This is a genomic window from Geodermatophilus telluris (assembly GCF_900102745.1).
In the GTDB taxonomy this organism is placed as follows: Bacteria; Actinomycetota; Actinomycetes; order Mycobacteriales; family Geodermatophilaceae; genus Geodermatophilus; species Geodermatophilus telluris.
The window spans coordinates 770357-792945 of record NZ_FMZF01000001.1 but is presented as its reverse complement, the minus strand read 5'-3'; the positions used below and the strand labels follow the sequence as shown (position 1 = coordinate 792945).

General features: G+C 75.3%; 21 protein-coding genes. 15 read left to right on the top strand and 6 right to left on the bottom strand.

What is annotated here, in order from left to right; genetic code table 11:
* Window positions 1-54 precede the first annotated feature (54 nt).
* From BLQ97_RS03875 to BLQ97_RS03845, 7 genes are all read left to right on the top strand, one after another.
* The gene (locus BLQ97_RS03875) at window positions 55-2781 is read left to right on the top strand and encodes an Ig-like domain-containing domain (RefSeq protein ID WP_139173435.1); all 2727 of its coding nucleotides are present in this window, start codon (window positions 55-57) and stop codon (window positions 2779-2781) included.
* Window positions 2782-2834: 53 nt separating this feature from the next.
* Window positions 2835-3590, top strand: coding sequence for an alpha/beta fold hydrolase (locus tag BLQ97_RS03870; protein WP_217637022.1), 756 nt, complete (start codon window positions 2835-2837; stop codon window positions 3588-3590).
* Between the two features lie 410 nt (window positions 3591-4000).
* Complete coding sequence (locus BLQ97_RS03865) at window positions 4001-4597, top strand: endonuclease domain-containing protein (protein ID WP_175471574.1); 597 nt, start codon at window positions 4001-4003, stop codon at window positions 4595-4597.
* A 129-nt stretch (window positions 4598-4726) separates the two neighbouring features.
* Window positions 4727-4966, top strand: coding sequence for a phosphoribosylformylglycinamidine synthase subunit PurS (gene purS / locus BLQ97_RS03860; RefSeq protein ID WP_091363303.1), 240 nt, complete (start codon window positions 4727-4729; stop codon window positions 4964-4966).
* A gap of 11 nt (window positions 4967-4977) precedes the next feature.
* Entirely contained in the window at window positions 4978-5649 is a 672-nt protein-coding gene (purQ, locus tag BLQ97_RS03855) for a phosphoribosylformylglycinamidine synthase subunit PurQ (protein ID WP_091363302.1), read from the top strand.
* Entirely contained in the window at window positions 5646-7931 is a 2286-nt protein-coding gene (gene purL / locus BLQ97_RS03850) for a phosphoribosylformylglycinamidine synthase subunit PurL (protein WP_091363301.1), read from the top strand. Before purQ ends, purL begins: the two co-directional genes overlap by 4 nt.
* A gap of 13 nt (window positions 7932-7944) precedes the next feature.
* Window positions 7945-8328, top strand: a complete 384-nt coding sequence (locus tag BLQ97_RS03845) for a sterol carrier family protein (protein WP_091363299.1) — start codon at window positions 7945-7947, stop codon at window positions 8326-8328.
* A 67-nt stretch (window positions 8329-8395) separates the two neighbouring features.
* Here BLQ97_RS03845 and BLQ97_RS23215 read toward each other — a convergent pair whose 3' ends face one another.
* Together BLQ97_RS23215 and BLQ97_RS03840 are read right to left on the bottom strand one after the other, a co-directional pair.
* Window positions 8396-8539 (bottom strand): MFS transporter small subunit, encoded by a 144-nt coding sequence (locus BLQ97_RS23215; RefSeq protein WP_175471573.1) that lies wholly within the window; start codon window positions 8537-8539, stop codon window positions 8396-8398.
* A complete protein-coding gene (locus BLQ97_RS03840; protein WP_091363298.1) occupies window positions 8536-9951 on the bottom strand; it encodes an OFA family MFS transporter in 1416 nt (471 codons plus the stop codon). Before BLQ97_RS03840 ends, BLQ97_RS23215 begins: the two co-directional genes overlap by 4 nt.
* A 243-nt stretch (window positions 9952-10194) precedes the next feature.
* Between BLQ97_RS03840 and BLQ97_RS03835 the strand changes: the two genes are divergently transcribed.
* The gene (locus BLQ97_RS03835; protein WP_091363296.1) at window positions 10195-11280 is read left to right on the top strand and encodes an S-(hydroxymethyl)mycothiol dehydrogenase; all 1086 of its coding nucleotides are present in this window, start codon (window positions 10195-10197) and stop codon (window positions 11278-11280) included.
* Entirely contained in the window at window positions 11280-11888 is a 609-nt protein-coding gene (locus BLQ97_RS03830) for an MBL fold metallo-hydrolase (RefSeq protein ID WP_091363294.1), read from the top strand. The genes BLQ97_RS03835 and BLQ97_RS03830 overlap by 1 nt, the downstream gene beginning before the upstream one ends.
* A 6-nt stretch (window positions 11889-11894) precedes the next feature.
* On the opposite strand, the gene BLQ97_RS03825 is transcribed toward BLQ97_RS03830, so the two are convergent.
* Window positions 11895-12194 (bottom strand): hypothetical protein, encoded by a 300-nt coding sequence (locus tag BLQ97_RS03825; RefSeq protein WP_091363293.1) that lies wholly within the window; start codon window positions 12192-12194, stop codon window positions 11895-11897.
* 140 nt (window positions 12195-12334) lie between these two features.
* Between BLQ97_RS03825 and purF the strand changes: the two genes are divergently transcribed.
* Both purF and purM read left to right on the top strand, forming a co-directional pair.
* Window positions 12335-13903 carry an amidophosphoribosyltransferase gene (gene purF, locus BLQ97_RS03820; RefSeq protein WP_091363291.1) on the top strand — a complete coding sequence of 523 codons (1569 nt, stop codon included), beginning with the start codon at window positions 12335-12337 and terminating at the stop codon, window positions 13901-13903.
* Window positions 13900-14964 carry a phosphoribosylformylglycinamidine cyclo-ligase gene (purM, locus tag BLQ97_RS03815; protein WP_091363290.1) on the top strand — a complete coding sequence of 355 codons (1065 nt, stop codon included), beginning with the start codon at window positions 13900-13902 and terminating at the stop codon, window positions 14962-14964. Before purF ends, purM begins: the two co-directional genes overlap by 4 nt.
* Window positions 14965-15169: 205 nt before the next feature.
* Here the strand turns inward: purM and BLQ97_RS03810 are convergent, their stop codons facing one another.
* Window positions 15170-15388: a DUF3073 domain-containing protein gene (locus BLQ97_RS03810; protein WP_091363289.1), complete on the bottom strand. Its 219-nt coding sequence runs from the start codon at window positions 15386-15388 to the stop codon at window positions 15170-15172.
* A 176-nt stretch (window positions 15389-15564) separates the two neighbouring features.
* Window positions 15565-16632, bottom strand: a complete 1068-nt coding sequence (locus tag BLQ97_RS03805; RefSeq protein WP_245691777.1) for a Glu/Leu/Phe/Val family dehydrogenase — start codon at window positions 16630-16632, stop codon at window positions 15565-15567.
* Window positions 16633-16922: 290 nt separating this feature from the next.
* Here BLQ97_RS03805 and BLQ97_RS03800 point away from each other — a divergent pair, with 290 nt between their 5' ends.
* Window positions 16923-18227, top strand: coding sequence for a M23 family metallopeptidase (locus tag BLQ97_RS03800; protein ID WP_245691775.1), 1305 nt, complete (start codon window positions 16923-16925; stop codon window positions 18225-18227).
* Window positions 18228-18293: 66 nt separating this feature from the next.
* Here the strand turns inward: BLQ97_RS03800 and BLQ97_RS03795 are convergent, their stop codons facing one another.
* Complete coding sequence (locus BLQ97_RS03795) at window positions 18294-18818, bottom strand: hypothetical protein (protein WP_139173434.1); 525 nt, start codon at window positions 18816-18818, stop codon at window positions 18294-18296.
* Window positions 18819-18877: 59 nt separating this feature from the next.
* Between BLQ97_RS03795 and BLQ97_RS03790 the strand changes: the two genes are divergently transcribed.
* The 3 genes from BLQ97_RS03790 to mftG are packed head-to-tail and all read left to right on the top strand — an operon-like array spanning window position 18878 to window position 22576.
* Window positions 18878-19744 carry an MBL fold metallo-hydrolase gene (locus tag BLQ97_RS03790; protein ID WP_091363283.1) on the top strand — a complete coding sequence of 289 codons (867 nt, stop codon included), beginning with the start codon at window positions 18878-18880 and terminating at the stop codon, window positions 19742-19744.
* A gap of 7 nt (window positions 19745-19751) precedes the next feature.
* Window positions 19752-21059 (top strand): class I adenylate-forming enzyme family protein, encoded by a 1308-nt coding sequence (locus BLQ97_RS03785; protein ID WP_091363281.1) that lies wholly within the window; start codon window positions 19752-19754, stop codon window positions 21057-21059.
* Window positions 21056-22576, top strand: a complete 1521-nt coding sequence (gene mftG / locus BLQ97_RS03780; protein ID WP_091363278.1) for a mycofactocin dehydrogenase MftG — start codon at window positions 21056-21058, stop codon at window positions 22574-22576. The genes BLQ97_RS03785 and mftG overlap by 4 nt, the downstream gene beginning before the upstream one ends.
* Window positions 22577-22589: the final 13 nt, after the last annotated feature.

The following is a 22589-nucleotide window of genomic DNA, read 5'->3' as shown; positions in this document are numbered from 1 at the left end:
GGCACAACACTGCGTACGGGTTTCGTGCGCGTGCGGTGAAACTGTCCTCACCGGGTGCGAAATAGGGTGTGGATAGCGGACAGGCGCTGGTACCCGCATCGTGCATCGCCTACGTTCCCGCCACCAGAACCGGGCCGGCTGGTGACCTCCAGAGCACTGGGGTCGGCTCGTGACGCCGAATCCCGGGAGTCCCCGATGGCCGTGGCATCCGTCGAACCGCTCGCCCGCTGTCGTGCACGGTGGTCCGTGGTCCTAGCGGTCCTCACAGCCGTCGTCCTGGGGCAGCTCGCAGGGCCGCCGGTCGCGTCCGCTGTCCCGGGGACGCCGGTCAGTTACGTCGACCACACCTACTCGGCCTCCGTGACCCGCCCGAGTCAGGACAAGCCGCAGAGCAAGCTCTGGTACCTCGACGGTTCCTGGTGGGCGCTCATGGTGAACGCCGGTGGGAGCCTCGTCCACATCCACGAGCTGATGCCCGACCACACCTGGCGCAACACCGGCACCCAGGTCGACGCGCGCGTGAACAGCACCGGTGACGCGCTCTGGAGCGCGCGTGATGGCAAGCTCTACGTGGCCAGCCGCGCCACCGGCTCGAATCTCCAGGTCAACGCCTTCACGTACGACTCTGCCAGCCGGTCGTGGACGGTGGCTCCGGGGTTCCCGATCACCCTAAACAGCGGTGGCGGCTCCGAGTCGGCGACCATCGACCAGGACTCGCTCGGCCGGCTGTGGGTCACCTACACCCGCGCCACCCGCGTGTGGGTGGCGCACTCGAACGGGCCCGGCGGGACGAGCTGGACCGCGGGGTTCCAGCCCGCCGTCCCCGACACGGTCATCAGCGCCGACGACCTCTCCGCACTGATCTCCTTCGGCGACAGCATCGGGCTCATGTGGTCGGACCAGGAGTCCGGTGCGATGCGGTTCGCCGTCCACCGGGACAACGAGCCGGACGGCGTGTGGCGGGTGGAGGACGCCCTGGCCGGGCCGCTGACCGCTGACGACCACATCAACCTCAAGCAGCTCGTCGGGGACCCCCAGGGCCGCGTGTTCGCCGCGGTCAAGACCTCCGCCGACCTCGCCAACCCCGTGGATCCTGCCGCCCCGCTGGTCGGTGTCCTCACCCGGACGCCGGGCCCGGATGGCGCGGGGACCTGGTCGTTCGTCTCGGCCGGAACGGTGGCCGACAGGATGACGCGACCGATCATCATGGTCGACGCGACGAACCAGCTCCTGTACTTCTTCGCCACCGCTCCCACGGGTGGGGGAGACGTCTACTACAAGCAGTCCCCGCTGGGCGCCCAGAGTTTCCCCCCTGGACGTGGGCAGCGTTTCGTGGACGTCGCTGCAGCCGTCGACAACGCCACGGGTGCGAAGGACCCGGTCACCGACCAGACCGGACTGGTGGTGCTGGCGTCGGCGGACAGCATCAGGAGCTACGTGCACGCGGAGATCGGTGTGGCGGGAGGGACCTCGGACGTGACGCCTCCGTCGGCGTCGACCAGCCCCGGCGCATCGGCCACCGACGTCGCAGTGGGTGTCTCCGTCACCGCCACGTTCACCGAGCCCGTCCAGGGCGTCTCCGACGCGACGTTCGTCCTCCGCGGCCCGGACGACCAGGTCGTACCGGCCACGGTGAGCCAGGGGACGGGCAACCAGTGGGTCCTCGACCCGGCCACGGACCTCAGCGCGGCGACTGCGTACACCGCCACCCTGACCGGCGGTCCCGACGGAATCCGGGACCTCGCCGGGAACCCGCTCTCCCCGGACCCGCTGACGTGGAGCTTCACGACCGGGACCCCGGACACGACGGCTCCCACGGCTGTGACCGTCCCCGCGGCGGGAGCGACCGGTGTCGCGGTCGGCGCCAACATCACCGCCACGTTCGACGAGCCGGTGCAAGGCGTCAGCGGGACCACCTTCACCCTGCTGAACGCCGCGACCCGAGGAGCGGTGTCCGCTGCTGTCACCTACGACCCCAACACCCGGGTGGCCACGCTCAACCCGGCAGCCGACCTGGCGAGGGGTACGGCGTACACGGCGACGCTGACCGGGGGTCCGGCCGCCATCCGTGACGCCGCCGGCAACCCCTTGCCGACCACCACCTGGAACTTCACCACCGGTGGTGGGGACACAGTTGCACCCACGGTGCGGACCCGCTCCCCGGCGGACGGGGCCACCGCCGTGGCGCCGACAGTCAACGTCACGGCCACGTTCAGTGAAGCCGTGCTGGGTGTGGACACGGCCTCCTTCACGCTCACCGATCCGAGCGGAGCGGTCGTGTCCGCCACGGTGAGCCGCAACGGGACCACCAACCAGTGGGTGCTCGACCCCGCCGTCGACCTCGCTCCGGACACGCGGTTCACCGCGGCCCTGACCGGGGGGCCTGCGGCCGTCCGGGACGCGGCGGGCAACGCCCTGGCCTCGCAGACATGGTCGTTCCTGACGGGGCCGGCGCCCCGGGTGTCGGCGCGATCGCCCGGAACGAACGCCACCGGCGTCCGCTTGGCCGCGAACGTCACGGCGACCTTCAGCGAGCCGGTGCAGAACGTCACCGCCGCCACCTTCTCCTTGAGGAACACAACGAGCGGTGAGGTCGTGACCGCAGCGGTCAGCCGGAACGGCACGACGAACCAGTGGGTGTTGGACCCCGACGCCCCTCTCGCGCCGAGCACGCAGTACACCGTCACGGTCACCGGAGGAGGCGGCGGGATCACGGACCTGGCCGGCAACCCACTGGCGTCGAGCCCGGTGACGTGGAGCTTCACCACCGGGACGACATGACACAGCCCCGGCGGGCATGACCGGCGCTACTGTCCGTCGCCATGGCGGGGCGGATGGGTAGCGGCATCTCGTACCGCTCCGGCGGTTCCGGCGGCGACCTGCTCCTGCTGGTGCACGGACTGGGCGCCACCGGCGCGGTGTGGAGCCGGCTGCTGCCGCTGGTCGAGCGCGACTGGCCCGGTGCCTGGGCGGTGCCCGACCTGCGCGGCCACGGCCGGTCACCGGCCGAGCCGCCCTACGGCTACGGCGTGCACGCCGCCGACGTGGCGGCCCTGGCCGCGGGCGCCTCCCGGGTGACCGTGCTCGGCCACTCCTTCGGCGGGGTGGTCGGCGCGGTGCTCGCCGGCGGCTGGTACGGCGTCGAGGTGTCCCGCGTCGTCGCGCTGGGCGTGAAGATCGACTGGACGGACGACGAGGTCGCGCGGGCCCGCGCGATGGCCGCCCGGCCGGCGCAGGTGTTCGCCACCGCCGCCGAGGCCGCCGAGCGGCACCTGCGGCTGGCCGGGCTGGCCGGCCTGGTGGCGCCCGAGGACCCGGTGGCGCTGGCCGGGGTGCGCGAGGTCCCCGAGGGCGGGTTCGCCGTCGCCTTCGACCCGCGCGCGTTCGGCGCCGTCGGCCCCCCGGTCGAGCAGGTGCTGTCGCGGGCGGAGGCGCCGCTGCGGCTGGCGGCGGGGTCGGCCGACCCGATGGTGGGGGCGGACGCCATGCGGCGGGTCGACCCGGACGCGGTGCTCGTCGAGGGCGCCGGGCACAACGCCCACTGGGAGGCCCCCGAGGCGGTGTGGCGGCTGCTCGTCTCCGGCTTCTGATCGGCCCCCCTTCCGTCGAGATCACGTGATCTCGCCTCGCCGATGCCGCTCTGGGGGTCGAGATCACGCGATCTCGACGGGGCTGTGGACAGCCGGAGCGAGCGACCTGCCGAGCGCGGCACGGTGCCGGGGTGCAGCGTCGACCGCGGTTCCACATCACCGGTCCCCTCACGCGGGCCGCCGCCCACGCCGCGGGGTTCACCGACCGGCACCTGCAGCAGCCAGGAGTGCTCCACCTCTCGCGAGACACCTACCTGCCGGTCTCGATGGCCGGTGATGCGCGCGCCCGACTGGCTGCCGTGTTGTTGACCGCGCCGCCACAGGCGGTCGCCAGCCACCGCACCGCAGCCGCCCTCTGGGGAGTCGAGATCCCGCTCGAGGACCGTGATGACCGACGGGTGGATGTCATCGTGGCGGCCGCCGGACGGGCGGAGAGCCGACGCGACCGACGCATCCACCGCGTCGCGCTGGAGGACGACGAGGTCGTCAATCGGGAGGGACTACCCGTCACCGCGCCGGCGCGGACGTGGCGGGATCTCGCGGGTGTCCTCCAGCCCGCGGCCCTGCTCGCCGTCACCGACCAGGTCCTCGCCCGGTGGTGCACCCGCGCCGACCTCGAGCGCCAGCTGGCCCGCCGCCCCACCGGTCGCGGCTGTGCACGGGCGCAGGAGGTGCTCCCGGTCGCGGACCCGCGCGCCGAGTCGCCGATGGAGTCCGTGCTGCGCTGGGTGGTGCAGGAGGCCGGCCTGCCTGCGCCTCAGCTGCAGTACGTCGTCCGGGACGGTGCCGGCGGGTTCCTCGGCAGGGCGGACCTCGCCTGGCCCGAGCAGCGGCTGCTCGTCGAGTTCGACGGGGACGTGCACCGGGAGCGGGACGTCTTCGTCAGCGACACGCGCCGGCAGAACCGCCTGGTGGGGGCCGGCTGGACCGTGCTGCGCTTCACGTCGTCCGACGTGCTCGGCCGCCCGGACGAGGTCGTCGCGGAGATCCGCCGGGCCCTCCGGTGACGAGATCACGCGATCTCGCCCGCCCGGTCGGCGCCAGAGGTGCGAGATCACGGGATCTCGACAGGGAGGGGGGCGGAGCGGGCATCACCGATCTCGGCGGCCACGAGGCGCCCGGTACGCTCGGGAGCCGTGCCCCAGGTGGTCGTCGACGTCGTCCTCAAGCCGGAGATCTCCGACCCCCAGGGGCAGGCGGTGCTCGGCGCGCTCGGCCGGCTCGGCCACACCCAGGTGACCGGCGTCCGCCAGGGCAAGCACTTCGTCCTCGACGTCGAGGGCACCCCCGACGAGGCGGAGCTGCAGCAGATCGCCGAGACGCTGCTGGCCAACCCGGTCATCGAGGACGTCGAGCTGCACCTCCCCACCGACTGAGAAGGACCCCCGTGCGCATCGGTGTCATCACCTTCCCGGGCTCCCTGGACGACGTCGACGCCGTCCGCGCGGTGCGCCTGGCCGGCGCGGAGCCGGTCGCCCTGTGGCACGCCGACCACGACCTGCGCGACGTCGACGCCGTCGTCCTGCCCGGCGGGTTCTCCTACGGCGACTACCTGCGCGCCGGCGCCATCGCCGCCCGCGCGCCGCTGGTGCAGGACGTCGTCGACCGCGCGCGCCAGGGCATGCCGGTGCTGGGCATCTGCAACGGCTTCCAGGTGCTCTGCGAGGCCGGCCTGCTGCCCGGCGCGCTCACCCGCAACAGCCACCTGCACTTCCGCAACCGCGACCAGCAGCTGCGGATCGAGCGCGCCGACACCGCCTGGACCGGCAGCTACGCCGAGGGACAGACGATCGTCGTCCCCGTCAAGAACGGCGAGGGCCGCTACGTCGCGGCCCCGGCCGAGCTCGAGCGGCTGGAGGGCGAGGGCCGGGTCGCCGTCCGCTACGTCGGGGGCAACCCCAACGGCAGCCTGCGCGACGTCGCCGGGGTCACCAGCGACGACGGCCGGGTGGTCGGGCTCATGCCGCACCCGGAGCACGCCGTCGAGGACCTCACCGGCCCGAGCACCGACGGCCTCGGCTTCTTCACCAGCGTGCTGACGGCGGTCGTCGGCGCATGAGCCTGGACACGGTCGAGGTCGCCGCGAAGACCCCGGACGAGGAGCAGCCCTACAGCGAGCTGGGCCTGAAGAGCGACGAGTACGCCCGGATCCGGGACATCCTCGGCCGCCGGCCCACCACCGCCGAGCTGGCCATGTACTCGGTGATGTGGAGCGAGCACTGCTCCTACAAGAGCTCGAAGGTGCACCTGCGCCAGTTCGGCGACCTGCCGCGCAGCGAGCACCTGCTCGTCGGCATCGGCGAGAACGCCGGCGTGGTCGACGTCGGCGACGGCTACGCGGTCACCTTCAAGGTGGAGTCGCACAACCACCCGAGCTACGTCGAGCCCTACCAGGGCGCGGCCACCGGCGTGGGCGGCATCGTCCGCGACATCCTCACCATGGGCGCCCGGCCGGTCGCCGTCATGGACTCGCTGCGCTTCGGCCGCGCCGACGCCCCCGACACCGCCCGCGTGCTGCCCGGCGTGGTCGCCGGGGTCGGCGGCTACGGCAACTGCCTGGGCCTGCCCAACATCGGCGGCGAGCTGCTCTTCGACGAGTGCTACGCCGGCAACCCGCTGGTCAACGCGCTGTGCGTCGGCGTGATGCGGCACGAGGACGTGCGGCTGGCCAAGGCCGAGGGCGTGGGCAACAAGGTCGTCCTCTTCGGCGCCCGCACCGGGGGCGACGGCATCGGCGGTGTCAGCGTGCTGGCCAGCGAGACCTTCGACGCCGAGGGGCCGGCCAAGCGGCCCTCGGTCCAGGTCGGCGACCCGTTCACCGAGAAGCTGCTCATCGAGGCCTGCCTGGAGATCTTCGCCCAGGACCTCGTCACCGGGATCCAGGACCTCGGCGGTGCCGGGCTGTCCTGCGCCACCTCGGAGCTCGCCAGCGCCGGTACCGGCGGCATGCACGTCGACCTCGACCGCGTCCCGCTGCGCGACAGCACGCTGACGCCGGCCGAGATCCTGATGAGCGAGTCGCAGGAGCGCATGTGCGCGATCGTCGAGCCGGCGAAGGTGGCCGACTTCCTCGCCGTCTGCCGCAAGTGGGACGTGCTGGCCACCGTCATCGGTGAGGTCACCGACGGCGACCGGCTCACCGTCGACTGGCACGGCGAGCGGATCGTCGACGTCCCGCCGCGCACCGTCGCCCACGAGGGCCCGGTCTACGAGCGGCCGGTGGCGCGCCCCGCCGACCTCGACGACCTGCAGGCCGACGACCCGGCCGCGCTGCCCCGCCCGGCCACGCCGGAGGAGCTGACCGCGCACTGGCTGGCCGTGGTCGCCAGCCCCGACGGCGCGGACAAGACGTGGGTCACCGAGCAGTACGACCGGTACGTGCGCGGCAACACCGTGCTCGCCCAGCCCGACGACGCCGGCGTGGTGCGCATCGACGAGGAGACCCACCGCGGCATCGCGCTGGCCCTCGACGGCAACGCCCGCTTCGCCCGCCTCGACCCCTACGCCGGCGCGCAGCTCAACCTCGCCGAGGCCTACCGCAACGTCGCGGTCAGCGGTGCGCGGCCGCTGGCGGTGACCAACTGCCTGAACTTCGGCTCCCCGGAGGAGCCCGAGGTCATGTGGCAGTTCGCCGAGGCCGTCCGCGGGCTGGCCGACGCCTGCCGCGAGCTCGGCCTGCCGGTCACCGGCGGCAACGTCAGCCTCTACAACCAGACCGGCGACGTCGCGATCAACCCGACCCCGGTCATCGGCGTCCTGGGCGTGCACGACGACGTCCGCCGTCGCGTCCCCACCGGCTGGCGGGCCGCGGGCGAGACCGTCCTGCTGCTCGGCGAGACCCGGCCGGAGCTCGGCGGCTCGACCTGGGCGTCGGTCGTCCACGGTCACCTCGGCGGCCGCCCGCCGGCCGTCGACCTCGCGGCCGAGCGCGCGCTGGGCGAGCTGCTCGGCGCGCTGGGCCGCGAGGGCCTGGTCACCTCCGCGCACGACCTCGCCGACGGCGGCCTGGCGCAGGCGCTGGCCGAGTCGGCCCTGCGGTACGGCACCGGCGCGACGCTGCGGCTGGGCGACGACGCCTTCACCGCGCTGTTCAGCGAGTCCGGGGCCCGCGCCGTCGTCACCACCACCGACCCCGACGCGGTGCGGACGACGGCCGAGTGGGCCGGCGTCGCCGTCACCGAGCTGGGGACGACGGGCGGGGACGCGCTGGCCGTCGAGGGCGTCGGCGAGCTGCCGCTGGAGGGGCTGCGCGCCGCGTGGACGGCGACGCTCCCGACGCTGTTCGGGACGCCGGAGGCCACCGTGGGCAGCGTCCCCGCGGGGACCGTCCCCACCAGCTGACGCCCACCCGCTGATGCCCGCCCAGCAGCCGATCCCCGCCGAGGAGCTGCGCGCCGCCGTCGACGCCGTCCGCCCGTGGCTGGCCGGCGCGGCCGAGCAGCCGCCGCGGTCGGTGCTGGGCGCGGCCGTCAGGACCAGTGCCCGCTGGCTGGCCCAGCAGGTGCCCGGCCGGTCGGTGGAGCTGCGGGTGCCGCCGCACGTCGCCGTCCAGCTGGTGCCCGGCCCGCGGCACACCCGCGGGACCCCGCCCAACGTCGTCGAGACCGACGCCGCCACGTGGCTGCGGCTGGCGGCGGGGGAGCTGCGCTGGGCCGAGGCGGTGGCGGCCGGTGCGGTCAGTGCCAGCGGCAACCGCGCCGACCTGAGCCCACACCTCCCGCTGAGCCCCCTGCGATGACCACGGTCGGCACAGCACAGCGCCCCCGCCCGGAGGACCGGACGGGGGCGCTGTCGCGTGGTGCGGGTCAGCCGCCGAAGAGGGCGCTGGCGGCCTTGATGGTGTTGTAGAGCCCGTAGACCAGCGGGACGCCCACCAGGGCCCAGGCGACGGCGATCAGCCCCACCGGGGTGTGCGTGGACGGCCGGTCGTCGGAGAAGGAGTGGCTCATCGGACGGCGCTCCTCTCGTCGTCGGCGCGGGCGGTGGCGGGGGTGGTGGCCTTCGGCTCGTGCCACCGGCTGGACACGGGGCGGACCATCAGGTTGGCGACGAAGCCGATCACCAGCAGGCCGACCATGATGAACAGCGCCGGGCGGTAGTTCGCCGCGACCAGCTCACCCGGGGTGCCCTGGGTGTCGAGGACCCCGTTGATGATCAGCGGCCCGGCCACCCCGGCGGCCGACCACGCGGTCAGCAGCCGGCCGTGGATGGCGCCCACCTGGTAGGTGCCGAACAGGTCGCGCAGGTAGGCCGGGACGGTGGCGAACCCGCCGCCGTAGAAGCTGATGATCAGCGCGGCGAGCAGCACGAACAGCCAGGTGGCGCTGCTGCCGACGGTGGCCAGCAGGACGTAGAGGACGGCGCCGACGCCGAGGTAGACCATGTAGATCGGCTTGCGCCCGATGTAGTCCGACGTCGTCGACCACGCGAACCGGCCGCCCATGTTGAACAGCGACAGCAGACCGACGAAGCCGGCGGCGGTGGCGGCCGCGACGGTGGAGGTCCCGTTCGTGCGGAAGAAGTCCTGGATCATCGGCGCGGCCTGCTCGAGGATGCCGATGCCGGCGGTCACGTTGCAGAACAGCGCCGTCCACACCAGCCAGAACTGCGGCGTCTTGATGGCGTTGGCCGCCGAGACGCTCTCCGTGGTGACCAGCGCCTTCTGCTTGACCGACGACGGGTCGAAGCCGGCCGGCCTCCAGTCGTCGGCGGGCACCCGCACGATGAAGGCGCCGAACATCATGAAGACCAGGTAGATCGCGGCGAGGGTGAAGAACAGCGCCGCGACGGCGTCGCCGTTGGGGACGGTGCCGGCCGTGCCGTCGTAGGCCGGGTCGTAGAAGTTCATCAGCTGGCGCGACAGCGGCGAGGCGATGAGCGCACCGCCACCGAAGCCCATGATCGCCATGCCGGTGGCCAGGCCCGGGCGGTCGGGGAACCACTTGATCAGCGTGGACACCGGCGAGATGTAGCCGATGCCCAGGCCGATCCCGCCCAGGACGCCGTAGCCGAAGTACAGCAGCCACAGCTGGCCGGTCTCGATGCCCAGCCCGCCGACGACGAAGCCGGCCACCCAGAAGACGGCGGACGTGAACATCGCCGCCCGGGGACCGTTGCGGTCCACCCAGGTGCCGAACAGCGCGGCCGAGACGCCGAGCATGACGATCGCGATCGAGAAGATGATGCCGATCGCGGTCAGGCTCGCGTCGAAGTGCGAGACGAGCGCGGACTTGTAGACGCTCGTCGCGTACGCCTGGCCGATGCACAGGTGCACCGCCAGCGCGGCCGGCGGGATGAGCCAGCGGTTGAAGCCCGGTCGCGCCACGATGCGCTCCCGGGCGAGGAAGCTCGGTACTGCCACTGACGGACCTCCGGTCACGACGACGGGTTCCCCCCGGACAGGTCTGTGTGCGAGGTCACGGACCAGCGGGAACGGTACGTCCGCCCCCGACGTCCCGCGCGGTGAGCAGCCCGTCCGGGGGACGGCGTGACCGAATCGTTGCCCGTCATCGCATGCCGCACGACGCTTCGGCCCTCCTGCAGGGGCCCGGCGCGAGCTGGCGAGCGTTGGGGAGCAGGAGGGTCCTTTCTCTAGGCTCCCGTCATGGCCTACGAAGTGAGGGGCGTCGTCGCCCGCGGCAAGGGAGCACCGGTGACCGTGGAGACGGTGCTGGTGCCCGATCCGGGCCCGGGCGAGGCCGTCGTGGACGTGCAGGCGTGCGGCGTCTGCCACACCGACCTGCACTACCGCGAGGGCGGCATCAACGACGAGTTCCCGTTCCTGCTCGGCCACGAGGCCGCCGGGACCGTCTCGGCGGTCGGTGAGGGCGTCACCGACGTCGCCGTCGGCGACTTCGTGGTCCTGAACTGGCGGGCCGTGTGCGGGCAGTGCCGCGCCTGCCGCAAGGGCCAGCCGCAGTACTGCTTCGCCACGCACAACGCCGCGCAGAAGATGACCCTGGCCGACGGCACCGAGCTCTCCCCCGCGCTCGGGATCGGCGCGTTCGCCGAGAAGACCCTGGTGCACTCCGGGCAGTGCACGAAGGTCGACCCGCAGACCCCGGCGACGGCCGCCGGGCTGCTCGGCTGCGGCGTGATGGCCGGCGTCGGGGCGGCGATCAACACCGGCGGCGTGCAGCGCGGCGAGTCGGTGGCGGTGTTCGGCTGCGGCGGGGTCGGCGACGCCGCGATCGCCGGGGCGAGGCTGGCCGGGGCGACCACGATCGTCGCCGTCGACGTCGACGACCGGAAGCTGGCCTGGGCGCGGCAGTTCGGCGCCACCCACACCGTCAACTCCCGCGAGACCGACCCGGTCGAGGCGATCCGGGGGTTCACGGGCGGGTTCGGTGTGGACGTCGCCATCGACGCCGTCGGCCGCCCGGAGGTGTTCACCCAGGCCTTCCACGCCCGCGACCTCGCCGGCCGGGTGGTGCTGGTGGGGGTGCCGACGCCGGAGATGCAGCTGACCCTGCCGATGATCGAGCTGTTCGGCCGCGGCGGGGCGCTCAAGTCGAGTTGGTACGGCGACTGCCTGCCCTCCCGCGACTTCCCGATGCTGGCCGACCTGCACCGGCAGGGCCGCTTCCCCCTCGACGACTTCGTCACCGAGACCATCGGCCTCGACGACGTCGAGACGGCGTTCGAGAAGATGCACCGGGGCGACGTGCTGCGCAGCGTGGTCGTCCTCTGATGGCCGCCCGCATCGAGAAGGCCGTCGTCTCCGGGGTGTTCAGCCTCGACGGGCAGGACTTCGACGTCGACAACAACGTCTGGCTGGTCGGCGACGACGACGAGGTCCTCGTCGTCGACGCCCCCCACCGCGCCGAGCCGATCCTCGAGGCGGTCGGCGGCCGCCGGGTGACCGCGATCGTGCTCACCCACGGGCACAACGACCACGTCACCGCCGCGGTCGACCTGCGCGAGGCCACCGGCGCGCCGATCTGGTTCCACCCCGCCGACCGGATGCTCTGGGAGATGGTCCACGCCGAGGCGCGGCCGGACGAGGACCTCGCCGAGGGCACCCGCTTCCGCGTCGCCGGGACCTCGCTGACCGCGCTGCACACCCCCGGTCACAGCCCCGGCAGCACCTGCCTGCACGCTCCCGACCTGGCCGCCGTCTTCACCGGTGACACGCTCTTCCACGGCGGGCCCGGCGCCACCGGCCGCAGCTTCAGCGACCACCCCACGATCGTGCGGTCCATCCGCAGCAAGCTGCTGACCCTGCACGGCGACACGGTGGTGCACACCGGCCACGGCGAGGACACCCGCGTCTCCGCCGAGATCAGCACCGTGTCCTGAGCGGGGTCACTCCCGGTCGGCGTCGTCCCGGGTCTCCTCCGCCGGCGCGGTGCGCTCCAGGCGCTGGCGGATCGCGGCGACGTTGAGCGCGAGGTCCTCGAGCGCCTCGACGGCGCGCGTGGCCAGGGCGAACGTGAGGTTCTCCCGCCGCTCCTCCGGGCTGGGCTCGCGACGGCGCTCCTGCGTCGCCCGTGCCCACGGGTCGTCGCGCGCGTCGTCCCCGCCGCGCGGCTGGTCGAACAGCCCGCGCAGCATGCGCTGGGCCATCTCCAGGAACTCCTGGGGGTCGGGCCGGTCGCTGGGCATGTCGGCTCCTCTCGACGTACGGGTGCCCAACGCCCGTACCCCGGTCCGGGTTCCGGCAGGCGTGGGGACCGTTCCGGGACGACGGGCCGGGGTGTCGGGCGCCACCCCGGCCCGGCGCGCGACGCCGGTACGCTCGGGAGGTGCCTCGCGGTGACGGACGGCTGACGCACGCCCTCGACCCCTCTGCTCCCGGCCCCCAGGACGCCTGCGGCGTCTTCGGTGTCTGGGCGCCGGGGGAGGAGGTCGCGAAGCTGACCTACTTCGGTCTCTACGCCCTCCAGCACCGCGGTCAGGAGGCGGCCGGCATCGCCGTGTCCGACGGCGCCTCGGTGGTCGTCTACAAGGACCTCGGCCTGGTCAGCCAGGTGTTCGACGAGTCGACCCTGGGCAGCCTGCGCGGCCACCTCGCCGTCGGGCACACCCGCTACTCGACCACCGGCTCCTCCACCTGGGAGAACGCCCAGCCGACGTTCCGGACCACCGACGCCGGCACGGGGCTGGCGCTGTGCCACAACGGCAACCTGGTGAACACCGCGGAGCTCGCCAGCCGGGCCGCCGACGCCGGCGTCCCCGGCGCGTTCAGCGCGAGCACCGACTCCGACCTGGTCACCTCGCTCATCGCCGCGCGCCCGGACATGAGCGTCGAGGCGGCGGCCATGGAGGTGCTGCCGCAGCTGCGCGGCGCGTTCAGCCTGACGTTCATGGACGAGGACACGCTCTACGCCGCCCGCGACCCGCAGGGCGTGCGCCCGCTGGTCCTCGGCCGGCTCGAGCGGGGCTGGGTCGTGGCCAGCGAGACCGCGGCCCTGGACATCGTCGGCGCCTCCGTCGTCCGCGAGGTCGAGCCCGGCGAGCTGCTGGCCATCGACGAGAACGGCCTGCGCAGCCAGCACTTCGCCGCCGCGGAGCCCAAGGGCTGCGTGTTCGAGTACGTCTACCTCGCCCGCCCCGACACCACGATCGGCGGCCGCGGCGTGCACGCCGCCCGCGTCGAGATCGGCCGGCGGCTGGCGAAGGAGCACCCGGCCGACGCCGACCTGGTCATCCCGGTGCCGGAGTCGGGCACCCCGGCCGCGGTCGGGTACGCCGAGGCCAGCGGCATCCCCTACGGCCTGGGCCTGGTCAAGAACTCCTACGTCGGGCGCACGTTCATCCAGCCGTCGCAGACCATCCGGCAGCTGGGCATCCGGCTCAAGCTCAACCCGCTGCGCGACGTCATCCGCGGCAAGCGGCTGGTCGTCGTCGACGACTCCATCGTGCGCGGCAACACCCAGCGGGCGCTGATCCGGATGCTGCGGGAGGCCGGCGCGGTCGAGGTGCACGTCCGCATCTCCTCACCGCCGGTGAAGTGGCCGTGCTTCTACGGCATCGACTTCGCCAGCCGCGCCGAGCTGATCGCCAACGGCCTCGACGTCGACGGCGTGCGGGCCTCGATCAACGCCGACTCGCTCGCCTACGTCTCCGAGCAGGGCCTCGTCGCGGCCACCGAGCAGCCGGCCAGCCGGCTGTGCACCGCCTGCTTCACCGGCGAGTACCCGATCGCCCTGGGCGAGTCCGGGGTGCTGGGCAAGCACCTCCTCGAGGGCATCGGCCGCACCCCGATGCCGAAGGTGTCGGAGGCGGACCGGGCGGTCAGCGGCTGGACCGGCCAGCAGGCCGGCAGCCCCTCGGTGCCCGGCGGCGCCGACGACGCGCTCCGCCGTCCGTGACCCGGCCGTCCGGGGGCGCCGGCGGGTTCACCTACGCGGCGTCCGGCGTCGACATCGACGCCGGCGAGCGGGCCGTCACGCTGATGCGGACGGCCGTCGAGCGCACCCGCCGGCCGGAGGTGGTGGGCGGCCTGGGCGGCTTCGCCGGGCTGTTCGCCCTCGACACCAGCCGCTACCGGCGGCCGCTGCTGGCCTCCTCCACCGACGGCGTCGGCACCAAGATCGCCCTGGCCCGGCAGCTGGACCGGCACGACACGGTGGGCGTCGACCTGGTCGCGATGGTCGTCGACGACCTGGTGGCCTGCGGCGCCGAGCCGCTGTTCCTGCAGGACTACGTGGCGTGCGGGAAGGTCGTCCCCGAGCGCGTCGCGGCGATCGTCACCGGCATCGCGGCCGGCTGCGAGCAGGCCGGCGCGGCGCTGGTCGGCGGGGAGACCGCCGAGCACGGCGACCTCATGGACGCCGACGAGTACGACCTGGCCGCCACCGCGGTGGGCGTGGTCGAGGCCGACGCGGTGCTGGGCCCCGAGCGGGTCCGCGAGGGCGACGCCGTCGTCGCGATGGCGTCGTCCGGGTTCCACTCCAACGGCTACTCGCTGGTGCGCCGCGTGGTCGCCGCCGCCGGGCTGGACCTCGCCGCCACGCCGTCCGAGCTGGACCGGCCGCTGGGCGACGTGCTCCTCGAGCCCACCCGCGTCTACGCCCTCGACTGCCTCGCGCTGGTCGCCGAGCTCGGCGTCGACGGCGTGCACGCGTTCGCGCACATCACCGGCGGCGGCCTGGCCGGCAACACCGCCCGGGTGGTCCCCGAGGGCCTCGAGGCCGTGCTCGACCGCGGCACCTGGGCGCTGCCCGCGGCGGTGCACCTGCTGGAGGCGCACGGCGTGCCGCGGGCGGAGTCCGAGCGGGCGTTCAACTGCGGCGTCGGCATGGTCGCCGTCGTGGCGGCCGCGGACGCCGACCGGGCGGTCGGCCTGCTCACCGCCCGCGGGGTGCCCGCGTGGGTGGCCGGCACGGTCGGCACCGGGACCGGCGCCCGCCTGGTGGGCTCCTACCGCTGAGCGGGGCCCGCGCGACGACCAGGTGACCTGATCGTCGCGCGTCCTACCGCACCGTGGGCGGTCAGGTGGGACGCGCTGCGGTCAGGTGGGACGCACCGCGGTCAGGTAGGACGCACCTCACCGCGGGCACGCCGGACCGCGCCGCCGTCCCCCGGGAGGGACGACGGCGCGGCGTCGGTCCGGGACCGCTGCGGCCAGTCGCAGGTCAGCGACTGGCCGCCCAGTCGTCGTCGGCGTCGTCGTCCGCCCAACGGTCGGTGTAGTCGTCGTCGTCCTCGTCGTCGTCCTTGGCCGCCGGAGCGGTGTACGTCGACGGAGAACCGGCCAGCTCGCGCTGCAGCGCGGAGAGGTCGGTGTTGGGTGAGCTGTACTTGAGCTCACGGGCCACGCGCGTCTGCTTGGCCTTCGCTCGGCCGCGCCCCATCGGCTCGACCCCCTCATAACGGAGAACGGGAGCCCAGCTCACGGGCTGGACGGCCCGCGTGGCGACCCCGACTGAGTGACTGTGTCTGGACCGAGCTTACGACACGGACGCACGGCGGGCACGGGTCCTCCCCCCGCCGTCCCCCGACCGTGGTCCCGCGGGCGTCGGCGGGCCGCTCAGCGGGGCAGGCGGATGGTGGCCAGCCGCCCGACCGCGGCGATGCGCTGCTCGGCGAGCCGGTCGGCGGCCACGGCGGGGGAGACGCCCTCGGCCGCGGCCGTCTCGAACACCCGCAGCGCGGTGTCGTAGATGCCCGCCGCCCGGGCCTCGGCCCGCGGGAAGGAGAAGCCGTGCCGCTCGTCCTCGACCTGGATCACGCCCCCGGCGTTGACCAGGTAGTCGGGCGCGTAGAGGACGCCGCGGGCCACGAGCGCGTCGGCGACGCCCGCGTGGGCGAGCTGGTTGTTCGCGCCGCCGCAGACCACCTCGGCCTGCAGCACGTCGACGGTGTCGTCGTCGAGCGCGCCGCCGAGGGCGCAGGGCGCGTAGACGTCGGCCGGCGTGCGCACCAGCGTCGCGGTGTCGGCCACGGCGTCGACGCCGGGGTGGCGGGCCAGCACCCGCTCGACGGCGGCCTGGTCGACGTCGGTGACCACCACGTCGGCGCCGTCGGACACCAGCCGGTCGACCAGCCAGCTGCCCACCTTGCCGACGCCGGCGACGGCGACGGTCCGCCCGGCCAGCGTGGGCGACCCCCACCGGTGCGAGGCGGCGGCCCGCATCCCCTGGAAGACGCCGAAGGCGGTCAGCACGGAGGAGTCGCCGCACCCACCGAGCACCTCGGAGCGGCCGTGGGCGAAGCGGGTCTCCCGGGCGACGACGTCGAGGTCGGCGTTGGCGGTGCCCACGTCGCAGGCGGTCAGGTAGCGCCCGCCCAGCGACTCGACGAACCGGCCGTAGGCCCGCAGCAGCGGCTCGGTCTTGTCGGTGCGCGGGTCGCCGATGACGACGGCCTTGCCGCCGCCGAGGTCGAGCCCGGCCAGGCTGTTCTTGTAGGACATCGCGCGGGCCAGCCGCAGCGCGTCGGCGACCGCGTCGTCCTCGCTGGCGTAGGGGTGGAAGCGCGTGCCGCCGAGGGCGGGCCCCAGCGCCGTCGAGTGGATCGCGATCACCGCCCGCAGCCCCGACCCGGGGTCGGAGCAGAAGACCACCTGTTCGGCACCGGACCCGAAGACCTCCACCACGGTGGGTGAGCCTAGACACGCGTCCGGGACGGCCGTGACGCGGGAAACACCCGCCGACCGCTCAAGGTCCCCCCTCCGGGTGACGACAACTGGTGTGACGGATGGGGGACGCGGGTCCCGTGGTCACGGAGTGACGACGGAGGCGCGTGTTGCCCGCGTGACACGCCGTCACCGGTGCGACGCTGCACCGGCCCCCGCCACCCCTCGTCCCCAGGGAGCGATCCATGTCGCAGGGCCGATCCGGCCGGCGTACGCCCGGCACCGCCTCCGCTGCCCGCGGGCGCCGGGGCGTGCGCGGCGCACTCGTCGGCCTGCTCGCCGCCACCCTGCTGGTGGGCGCCGCGGGCCCGGCCCTGGCCGTCCCCGCCCCTCCGGTCAACCCGAGCGACGGCGAGCTCGCCGACGCGCAGGCCGCGCAGGACGCCGCCGCGGCGGAGGTGGGCCGGCTGCAGGCCGAGCTCGCCGTCGCGCAGACCGAGCTCGAGCGCCTCGCCGTCCAGGCCGAGGCCGCCGGCACCGCCTACCTGGCCGCGGAGGAGGCCCTCGCCCAGGCCCAGGCGGCCGCAGCCCAGGCCGCCGCCGACCTGCAGGCCGCGACCGAGGCCGTCGACGCCGCGATCGACCGGATCGCCGGCTTCGCCCGCGACAGGTACGTCAACGACCCGGCCCTGGCCACCGCGTCCGCGCTGCTGGACTCCGCCGGCCCCGGCGAGCTGGTGCAGCGGGCCGCGCTGCTGGAGTACGTCGCCGACACCCAGGTCGACGTGCTCGAGGAGGTCGAGGTGGCCCGCGTCCGGCAGGCCAACGCCGAGTCCGCCGCCCGCGTCACCCGCGACGAGATGGCCGCCGCCGAGGAGCAGGCCGCCGCCGCCAAGGACGCCGCCGACGCGCAGGTGGCCGCGCAGCAGGGCGCCGTGGAGGCGGCCAGCGCGCACAAGGCCGACCTCGACGCCCAGCTGCAGGCCGCCCAGATCCAGCTGCTCGAGCTGCAGGGCGCCCGCGACGCGTACCAGGAGTGGCAGCGGCAGAAGGCCGCCGAGGAGGCCGCCGCGGCCGCGGCCGCGGCCCGTGCCGCGGAGGAGGCCGCCGCCGCCGCGGCCGCCGCCCGCGCCGCCGCCCGCGCCGCGACCGCGAACGCGTCGTCCTCCTCGTCCTCGTCGGAGGACGCCGACGGGCCGGTCTCCGGCGGCTACGGCTACGTCAAGCCGACCTCGGGCCGCACGTCGAGCTGCTTCGGCTCCCGCTGGGGCACCCTGCACGGCGGCGTCGACATCGCCGCGCCCATCGGGACGCCGATCTACGCGGCCACGTCGGGCACCGTCGTCCGCACCGGCCCGGCCACCGGCTTCGGCACGGCCGTCTACATCCGCGGCAACGACGGCGCGATCACCGTCTACGGGCACGTCAACGCCGAGTACGTGGACACCGGTGACCGGGTCGACGCCGGCGAGCTGATCGCCGAGGTGGGCAACCGCGGCCAGTCGACCGGGCCGCACCTGCACTTCGAGGTGCACCCGTCGGGCGCCATGTACGGCGGTCAGGTCGACCCGGTGCCGTGGCTGCGCGCCCGCGGCGTGAGCATCAGCGGCTGCTGAGGACGCGCACGCGACGGCGGCCCGCCGCCCCCGGGAGGGGTGGCGGGCCGCCGTCGCGTGCCTGTCTCAGGAGGTCGGCGTGGCCGAGCCGCAGTTCTGCTGGCTGAACTCCTGCACCGCGGTGCCGTCGGGTCCGCTGGCCACCGTGAGGAACTGCTGCGCCGCGGCCTGCAGCTGCTGCTGGCCCTCGGGGGTGGTGGCGTCCACGGAGTTGGCGGTGTCGGAGAACGCCTGGACGGCGTCGCCGACCGTCGTCCAGGGACCGGCGATCTCGGCCGGCGGCTGGACGGCGTCGAAGGCGCCCGCGGCCTGCTGGAGCAGGCCGGGCAGCTGCTCGGGGGTGGCCGCGGTCAGCTGGTTGCCCAGCTCCTCGAACTGGGCGGACTGGGTGCAGAACTGAGCGACGGCCGGGTCGTCGCTGGGTGCGCTGCTGCTCGCGCCGGTGGACGACGCCGCGCTCGAGCTCGTCTCGGCGCTGGTGGACTCCGCGGCCTCCTCGCTGCCCCCGTCGCCGCCGCCGCAGGCGGTGAGCGCGACGGTGGCTGCCGCGGCGACCAGCACGGGACGGGACCTCGACCAGAGGGAGCGCATGCGGCGAGGCTAGCCGCCGGGCGGGCGGCCCGCCCCGGCGCGCGGCTACGGTGCCGGGTGTGCACGCCCCGGCCGATCCGCGCACCAGCTGGGCCCTGCCCGCGCCCGGCGAGATGGCGCGGACGGCGGACCTCGAGCCGCTGGTCACGCGGGTGCTCGCGCCCAACCCGTCCGGCATGACCCTCGACGGGACCAACACCTACGTCGTCGGCGCGCCCGGCAGCGGCCAGGCGGTCCTGGTCGACCCCGGCCCCGACGACCCCGCCCACCTCGCCGCGGTGGAGCAGGTGCTGGCCGCCCGGGGCGCGCGCTGCGCCGCCGTCCTGGTCACCCACCACCACGGCGACCACGCCGAGGCCGCGCAGCCGTGGGGCGCCCGCTTCGGCGCCCCGGTCGCGGCCGCCGACACGGCGGTGGCCGGGCCGGGCGGGCGGGTGCTCGAGCCGGGGGAGCGGCTGCGGCTGGCCGGCACCACGCTGGACGTCGTCCCGACGCCCGGGCACACCCACGACCACCTGGCCTTCCGGCTGGAGTCGGGCGCGGTGCTGGTCGGCGACCACGTGCTGGGCCGCGGCACGTCGGTGGTCACCCACCCCGAGGGTGACGTGGTGGCCTACCTGGAGTCGCTGCGCCGGGTGCACGACCTGGGCCCCAGCGCGCTGTACTGCGGGCACGGGCCGGAGCTGACCGAGGACCCGACCGCCGTCCTCGACTTCTACCTCGCCCACCGCGCGTTCCGGGAGGCGCAGCTGCTCGCGGCGATGGTGCGCGGCGCCGGCACGGTCGACGCGCTGGTGGCCGACGTCTACGCCGAGGTGCCGCGGGAGCTGTGGCCGGCCGCCGCCCAGTCGACGCGCGCCACGCTGGCCAAGCTGGCCGCCGAGGGGCACGTGCGGCTCGACGGCGACCGGGTCGCGCTGCCGTGAGCCCGGCGTGACGGACGTGCCCGTCGTCCGGGCGGCCGACAGCGAGGCCGACCAGCGGCGGGCCGCGGCGGCGCTGCGGGCGGCCGGGCTGCGGTCGGGCGACCGGCTGCTGGTCTCGGCCGCCGCCTCCCCGGCGCTGCTCGCCGTCGTCCTGGGTGCGCTGCGCACCGGGGTGGTTCCCGTCGTCCTCGACCCCGCGCTGCCGGCGGCCGAGCGGGCGGCCCTGGCGGAGGACGCCGACCCGGCCCTCGACGTCGGTGCCGACCCCGCCCGGCTGCTCACCGGGGACGCCGCGGCCGACCTCGCCGACGTGCCGCTGGCCCGGCCGGTGCACTACACCTCGGGCACCACCGGCCGGCGCAAGGGCGTGTGGTCGGGGGTGCTCGCCGAGGACGACGCCCGGGCTCTGGCCGCGGAGGAGATCGCGCTGTGGGGCTTCGGCCCGGCCGACCGGCACCTGGTGCTGTCCCCGCTGCACCACTCCGCGCCGCTGCGCTTCGCCGTCCACACGCTGCTGGCCGGCGGGGAGGTGCTGCTCCCGGGGCCGTTCGACGCCGCCCGCGCGGCCGCGGTGATCGGTACCGCGCGGCCGACGACGACCTTCTGCGTGCCCACACACCTGCAGCGGCTGCTGGCGCACGGCCGGGTGGACTGGAGTTCCTTCCGCCGGCTGGTGCACGCCGGCGCGCCCTGCCCCGAGCCGCTCAAGCGGGCGGTGCTCGCCGCGGCCCCGGAGGGCAGCGTGTGGGAGTTCTACGGCTCCACCGAGGCGCAGTTCACCGTCTGCTCGCCGGAGGACTGGCTGGCGCACCCCGGCTCGGTCGGCCGCGCGCGGCCCGCGCGGCGGCTGGAGACCGACGAGGCCGGCCAGCTGTGGTGCGCGGTGCCCCGGTGGGCGCGCTTCGAGTACTGGCGCGCACCGGAGAAGACCGCGGCCGCCTGGCGCGGCGACCGGGTCACCGTGGGCGACCTCGGCCGGGTGGACGACGACGGCACCGTGTGGCTCGACGGCCGGCGCGAGGACCTGGTCATCTCCGGCGGGGTCAACGTCTACCCGGCCGAGGTGGAGGCCGTGCTCGACGCGCACCCCGGCGTGGTGGAGAGCGCGGTGGTCGGCGTCCCCGACGACGACTGGGGGCAGCGGGTGGTCGCGGCCTTCGTCGGCGACGCCGACCCCGCGGAGCTCGCCGCCTGGGCCCGCGAGCGCCTGGCCCCGGCGAAGCGGCCCAAGAGCCTGCACCCGGTGGCCGAGCTGCCGCGCACCTCCACCGGCAAGGTGCGCCGGCTGGACCTGCCGGGGGCGCTGGGGCTGTGACCCCCGGCTGGGACGTCGTGGTGGTGGGCGCCGGGTCCGCCGGCTGCGCGCTGGCCGCCCGGCTCGCCGACGCCGGCCGGCGCGTGCTGCTGCTCGAGGCCGGTGCCGACCACGCCCGGCCCGTCGACTTCCCGGCCGACCTGCGCGACGCCACGACGCTGCGGGCCACCCTCCCGGGGCACCCGGCGAACTGGTCGCTGACCGGTGAGCTCGCCCCCGGCGTGCGCGCGCCGCTGCCGCGCGGGCGCGGGGTGGGCGGGTCGAGCGCGGTCAACGGCGGCTACTTCGTCCGCGCGACGCCCGCCGACCACGCCGGCTGGGCCGCGGCGGGCAACGGGCTGTGGAGCCTCCCGGCCACCCTGCCCGCCTGGTGCCGGCTCGAGGCCGACCGGCAGTACGGCGACCGGCCGGGCCACGGCGCCGACGGGCCGCTCCCCGTCAGCCGCCCGACCGCCGGCTCGCCGCTGACCGACGCCCTCGCCGCCGCGGCCGCCGAGCTCGGCGTGCTCGACGAGCCGGACAAGAACGCCGGCGGCCCGCCCGGCTGGGGCCCGGTGCCGTTCACCGTGCGCGACGGCGTGCGGGTCAACACCGCGATGGCCTACCTCTCGCCGCGACGCGGGCACCCGGGCCTGACCGTGCGCGGCGGCGTGCGGGTGCGGCGGGTGCTGGTCGAGCACGGCCGCGCCGTCGGGCTGGACACCGACGCCGGGCGGCTGCCGGCCGACGAGGTGGTGCTCGCCGCGGGCGCGATCGGCTCCCCGCACCTGCTGCTGCTGTCGGGCGTCGGCCCGGCCCGGGCGCTGCGGGCGCACGGCGTCGACGTCGTCGTCGACGCGCCCGGCGTCGGCGCCGGCCTGTCCGACCACCCGCTGGTGTACCTGCCCTGGACGCCGGTCCCCGGCCTGCCCGACGGCGACTGGCCGCTGCCGCTGCACAGCTGCCTGAACGCCACGTCGGAGGGCTCCGCCGTGCCCGGCGACCTGGAGGTGCTGCCGTGGCTGCGGCCCTGGGGCCGGGTGGTGCCGGGCGGCGGCGGGGACCACCGCACGCTGTCGCTGGCCGCCGGGCTGTACCGCCAGGAGGGCCGGGGGGAGCTCACCCTGGCGAGCGCCGACCCCGCCGTCCCGCCCCGGGTCCGGCACGGCTACCTGGCGACGGCGGCCGACCGGCGGCGGCTGCGCGAGGCGGTCCGGCTGGCCGCCGCGCTGCTGCGCACCCGGGCGCTCGCCCCGCTGGTGGCCGGCCGCCCCGACCCGGGCGACGCCGTCCTCGCCGACGACCGGGCCCTGGACGCCTGGGTGGCCGCGCACCTGGCCACCGCCCAGCACCTGGCCGGCAGCGCCCGCATGGGCCCCGACGGCGACCCGGGCGCCGTCGTCGACCAGCACCTGCGGGTGCGCGGCGTGGCGGGGCTGCGGGTGACCGACCTCTCCGTGCTGCCCGAGGTGCCCACCCGCGGGCCGGCCGCGACCGCCGTCCTCGTCGGCGAGCGCGCCGCCGAGCTCGTGGCCTGACCCGCGACGGTGC

What these genes read in the sequence shown, in the direction of transcription:
- BLQ97_RS03795 (WP_139173434.1), bottom strand. Translation starts at nt 18,818, where the DNA reads ATGCGCTCCCTCTGGTCGAGGTCCCGTCCCGTGCTGGTCGCCGCGGCA.
- BLQ97_RS03845 (WP_091363299.1), top strand. Translation starts at nt 7,945, where the DNA reads ATGCCCGCCCAGCAGCCGATCCCCGCCGAGGAGCTGCGCGCCGCCGTC.
- BLQ97_RS03835 (WP_091363296.1), top strand. Translation starts at nt 10,195, where the DNA reads ATGGCCTACGAAGTGAGGGGCGTCGTCGCCCGCGGCAAGGGAGCACCG.
- BLQ97_RS23215 (WP_175471573.1), bottom strand. Translation starts at nt 8,539, where the DNA reads ATGAGCCACTCCTTCTCCGACGACCGGCCGTCCACGCACACCCCGGTG.
- BLQ97_RS03825 (WP_091363293.1), bottom strand. Translation starts at nt 12,194, where the DNA reads ATGCCCAGCGACCGGCCCGACCCCCAGGAGTTCCTGGAGATGGCCCAG.
- BLQ97_RS03870 (WP_217637022.1), top strand. Translation starts at nt 2,835, where the DNA reads ATGGGTAGCGGCATCTCGTACCGCTCCGGCGGTTCCGGCGGCGACCTG.
- BLQ97_RS03830 (WP_091363294.1), top strand. Translation starts at nt 11,280, where the DNA reads ATGGCCGCCCGCATCGAGAAGGCCGTCGTCTCCGGGGTGTTCAGCCTC.
- purL (WP_091363301.1), top strand. Translation starts at nt 5,646, where the DNA reads ATGAGCCTGGACACGGTCGAGGTCGCCGCGAAGACCCCGGACGAGGAG.
- BLQ97_RS03810 (WP_091363289.1), bottom strand. Translation starts at nt 15,388, where the DNA reads ATGGGGCGCGGCCGAGCGAAGGCCAAGCAGACGCGCGTGGCCCGTGAG.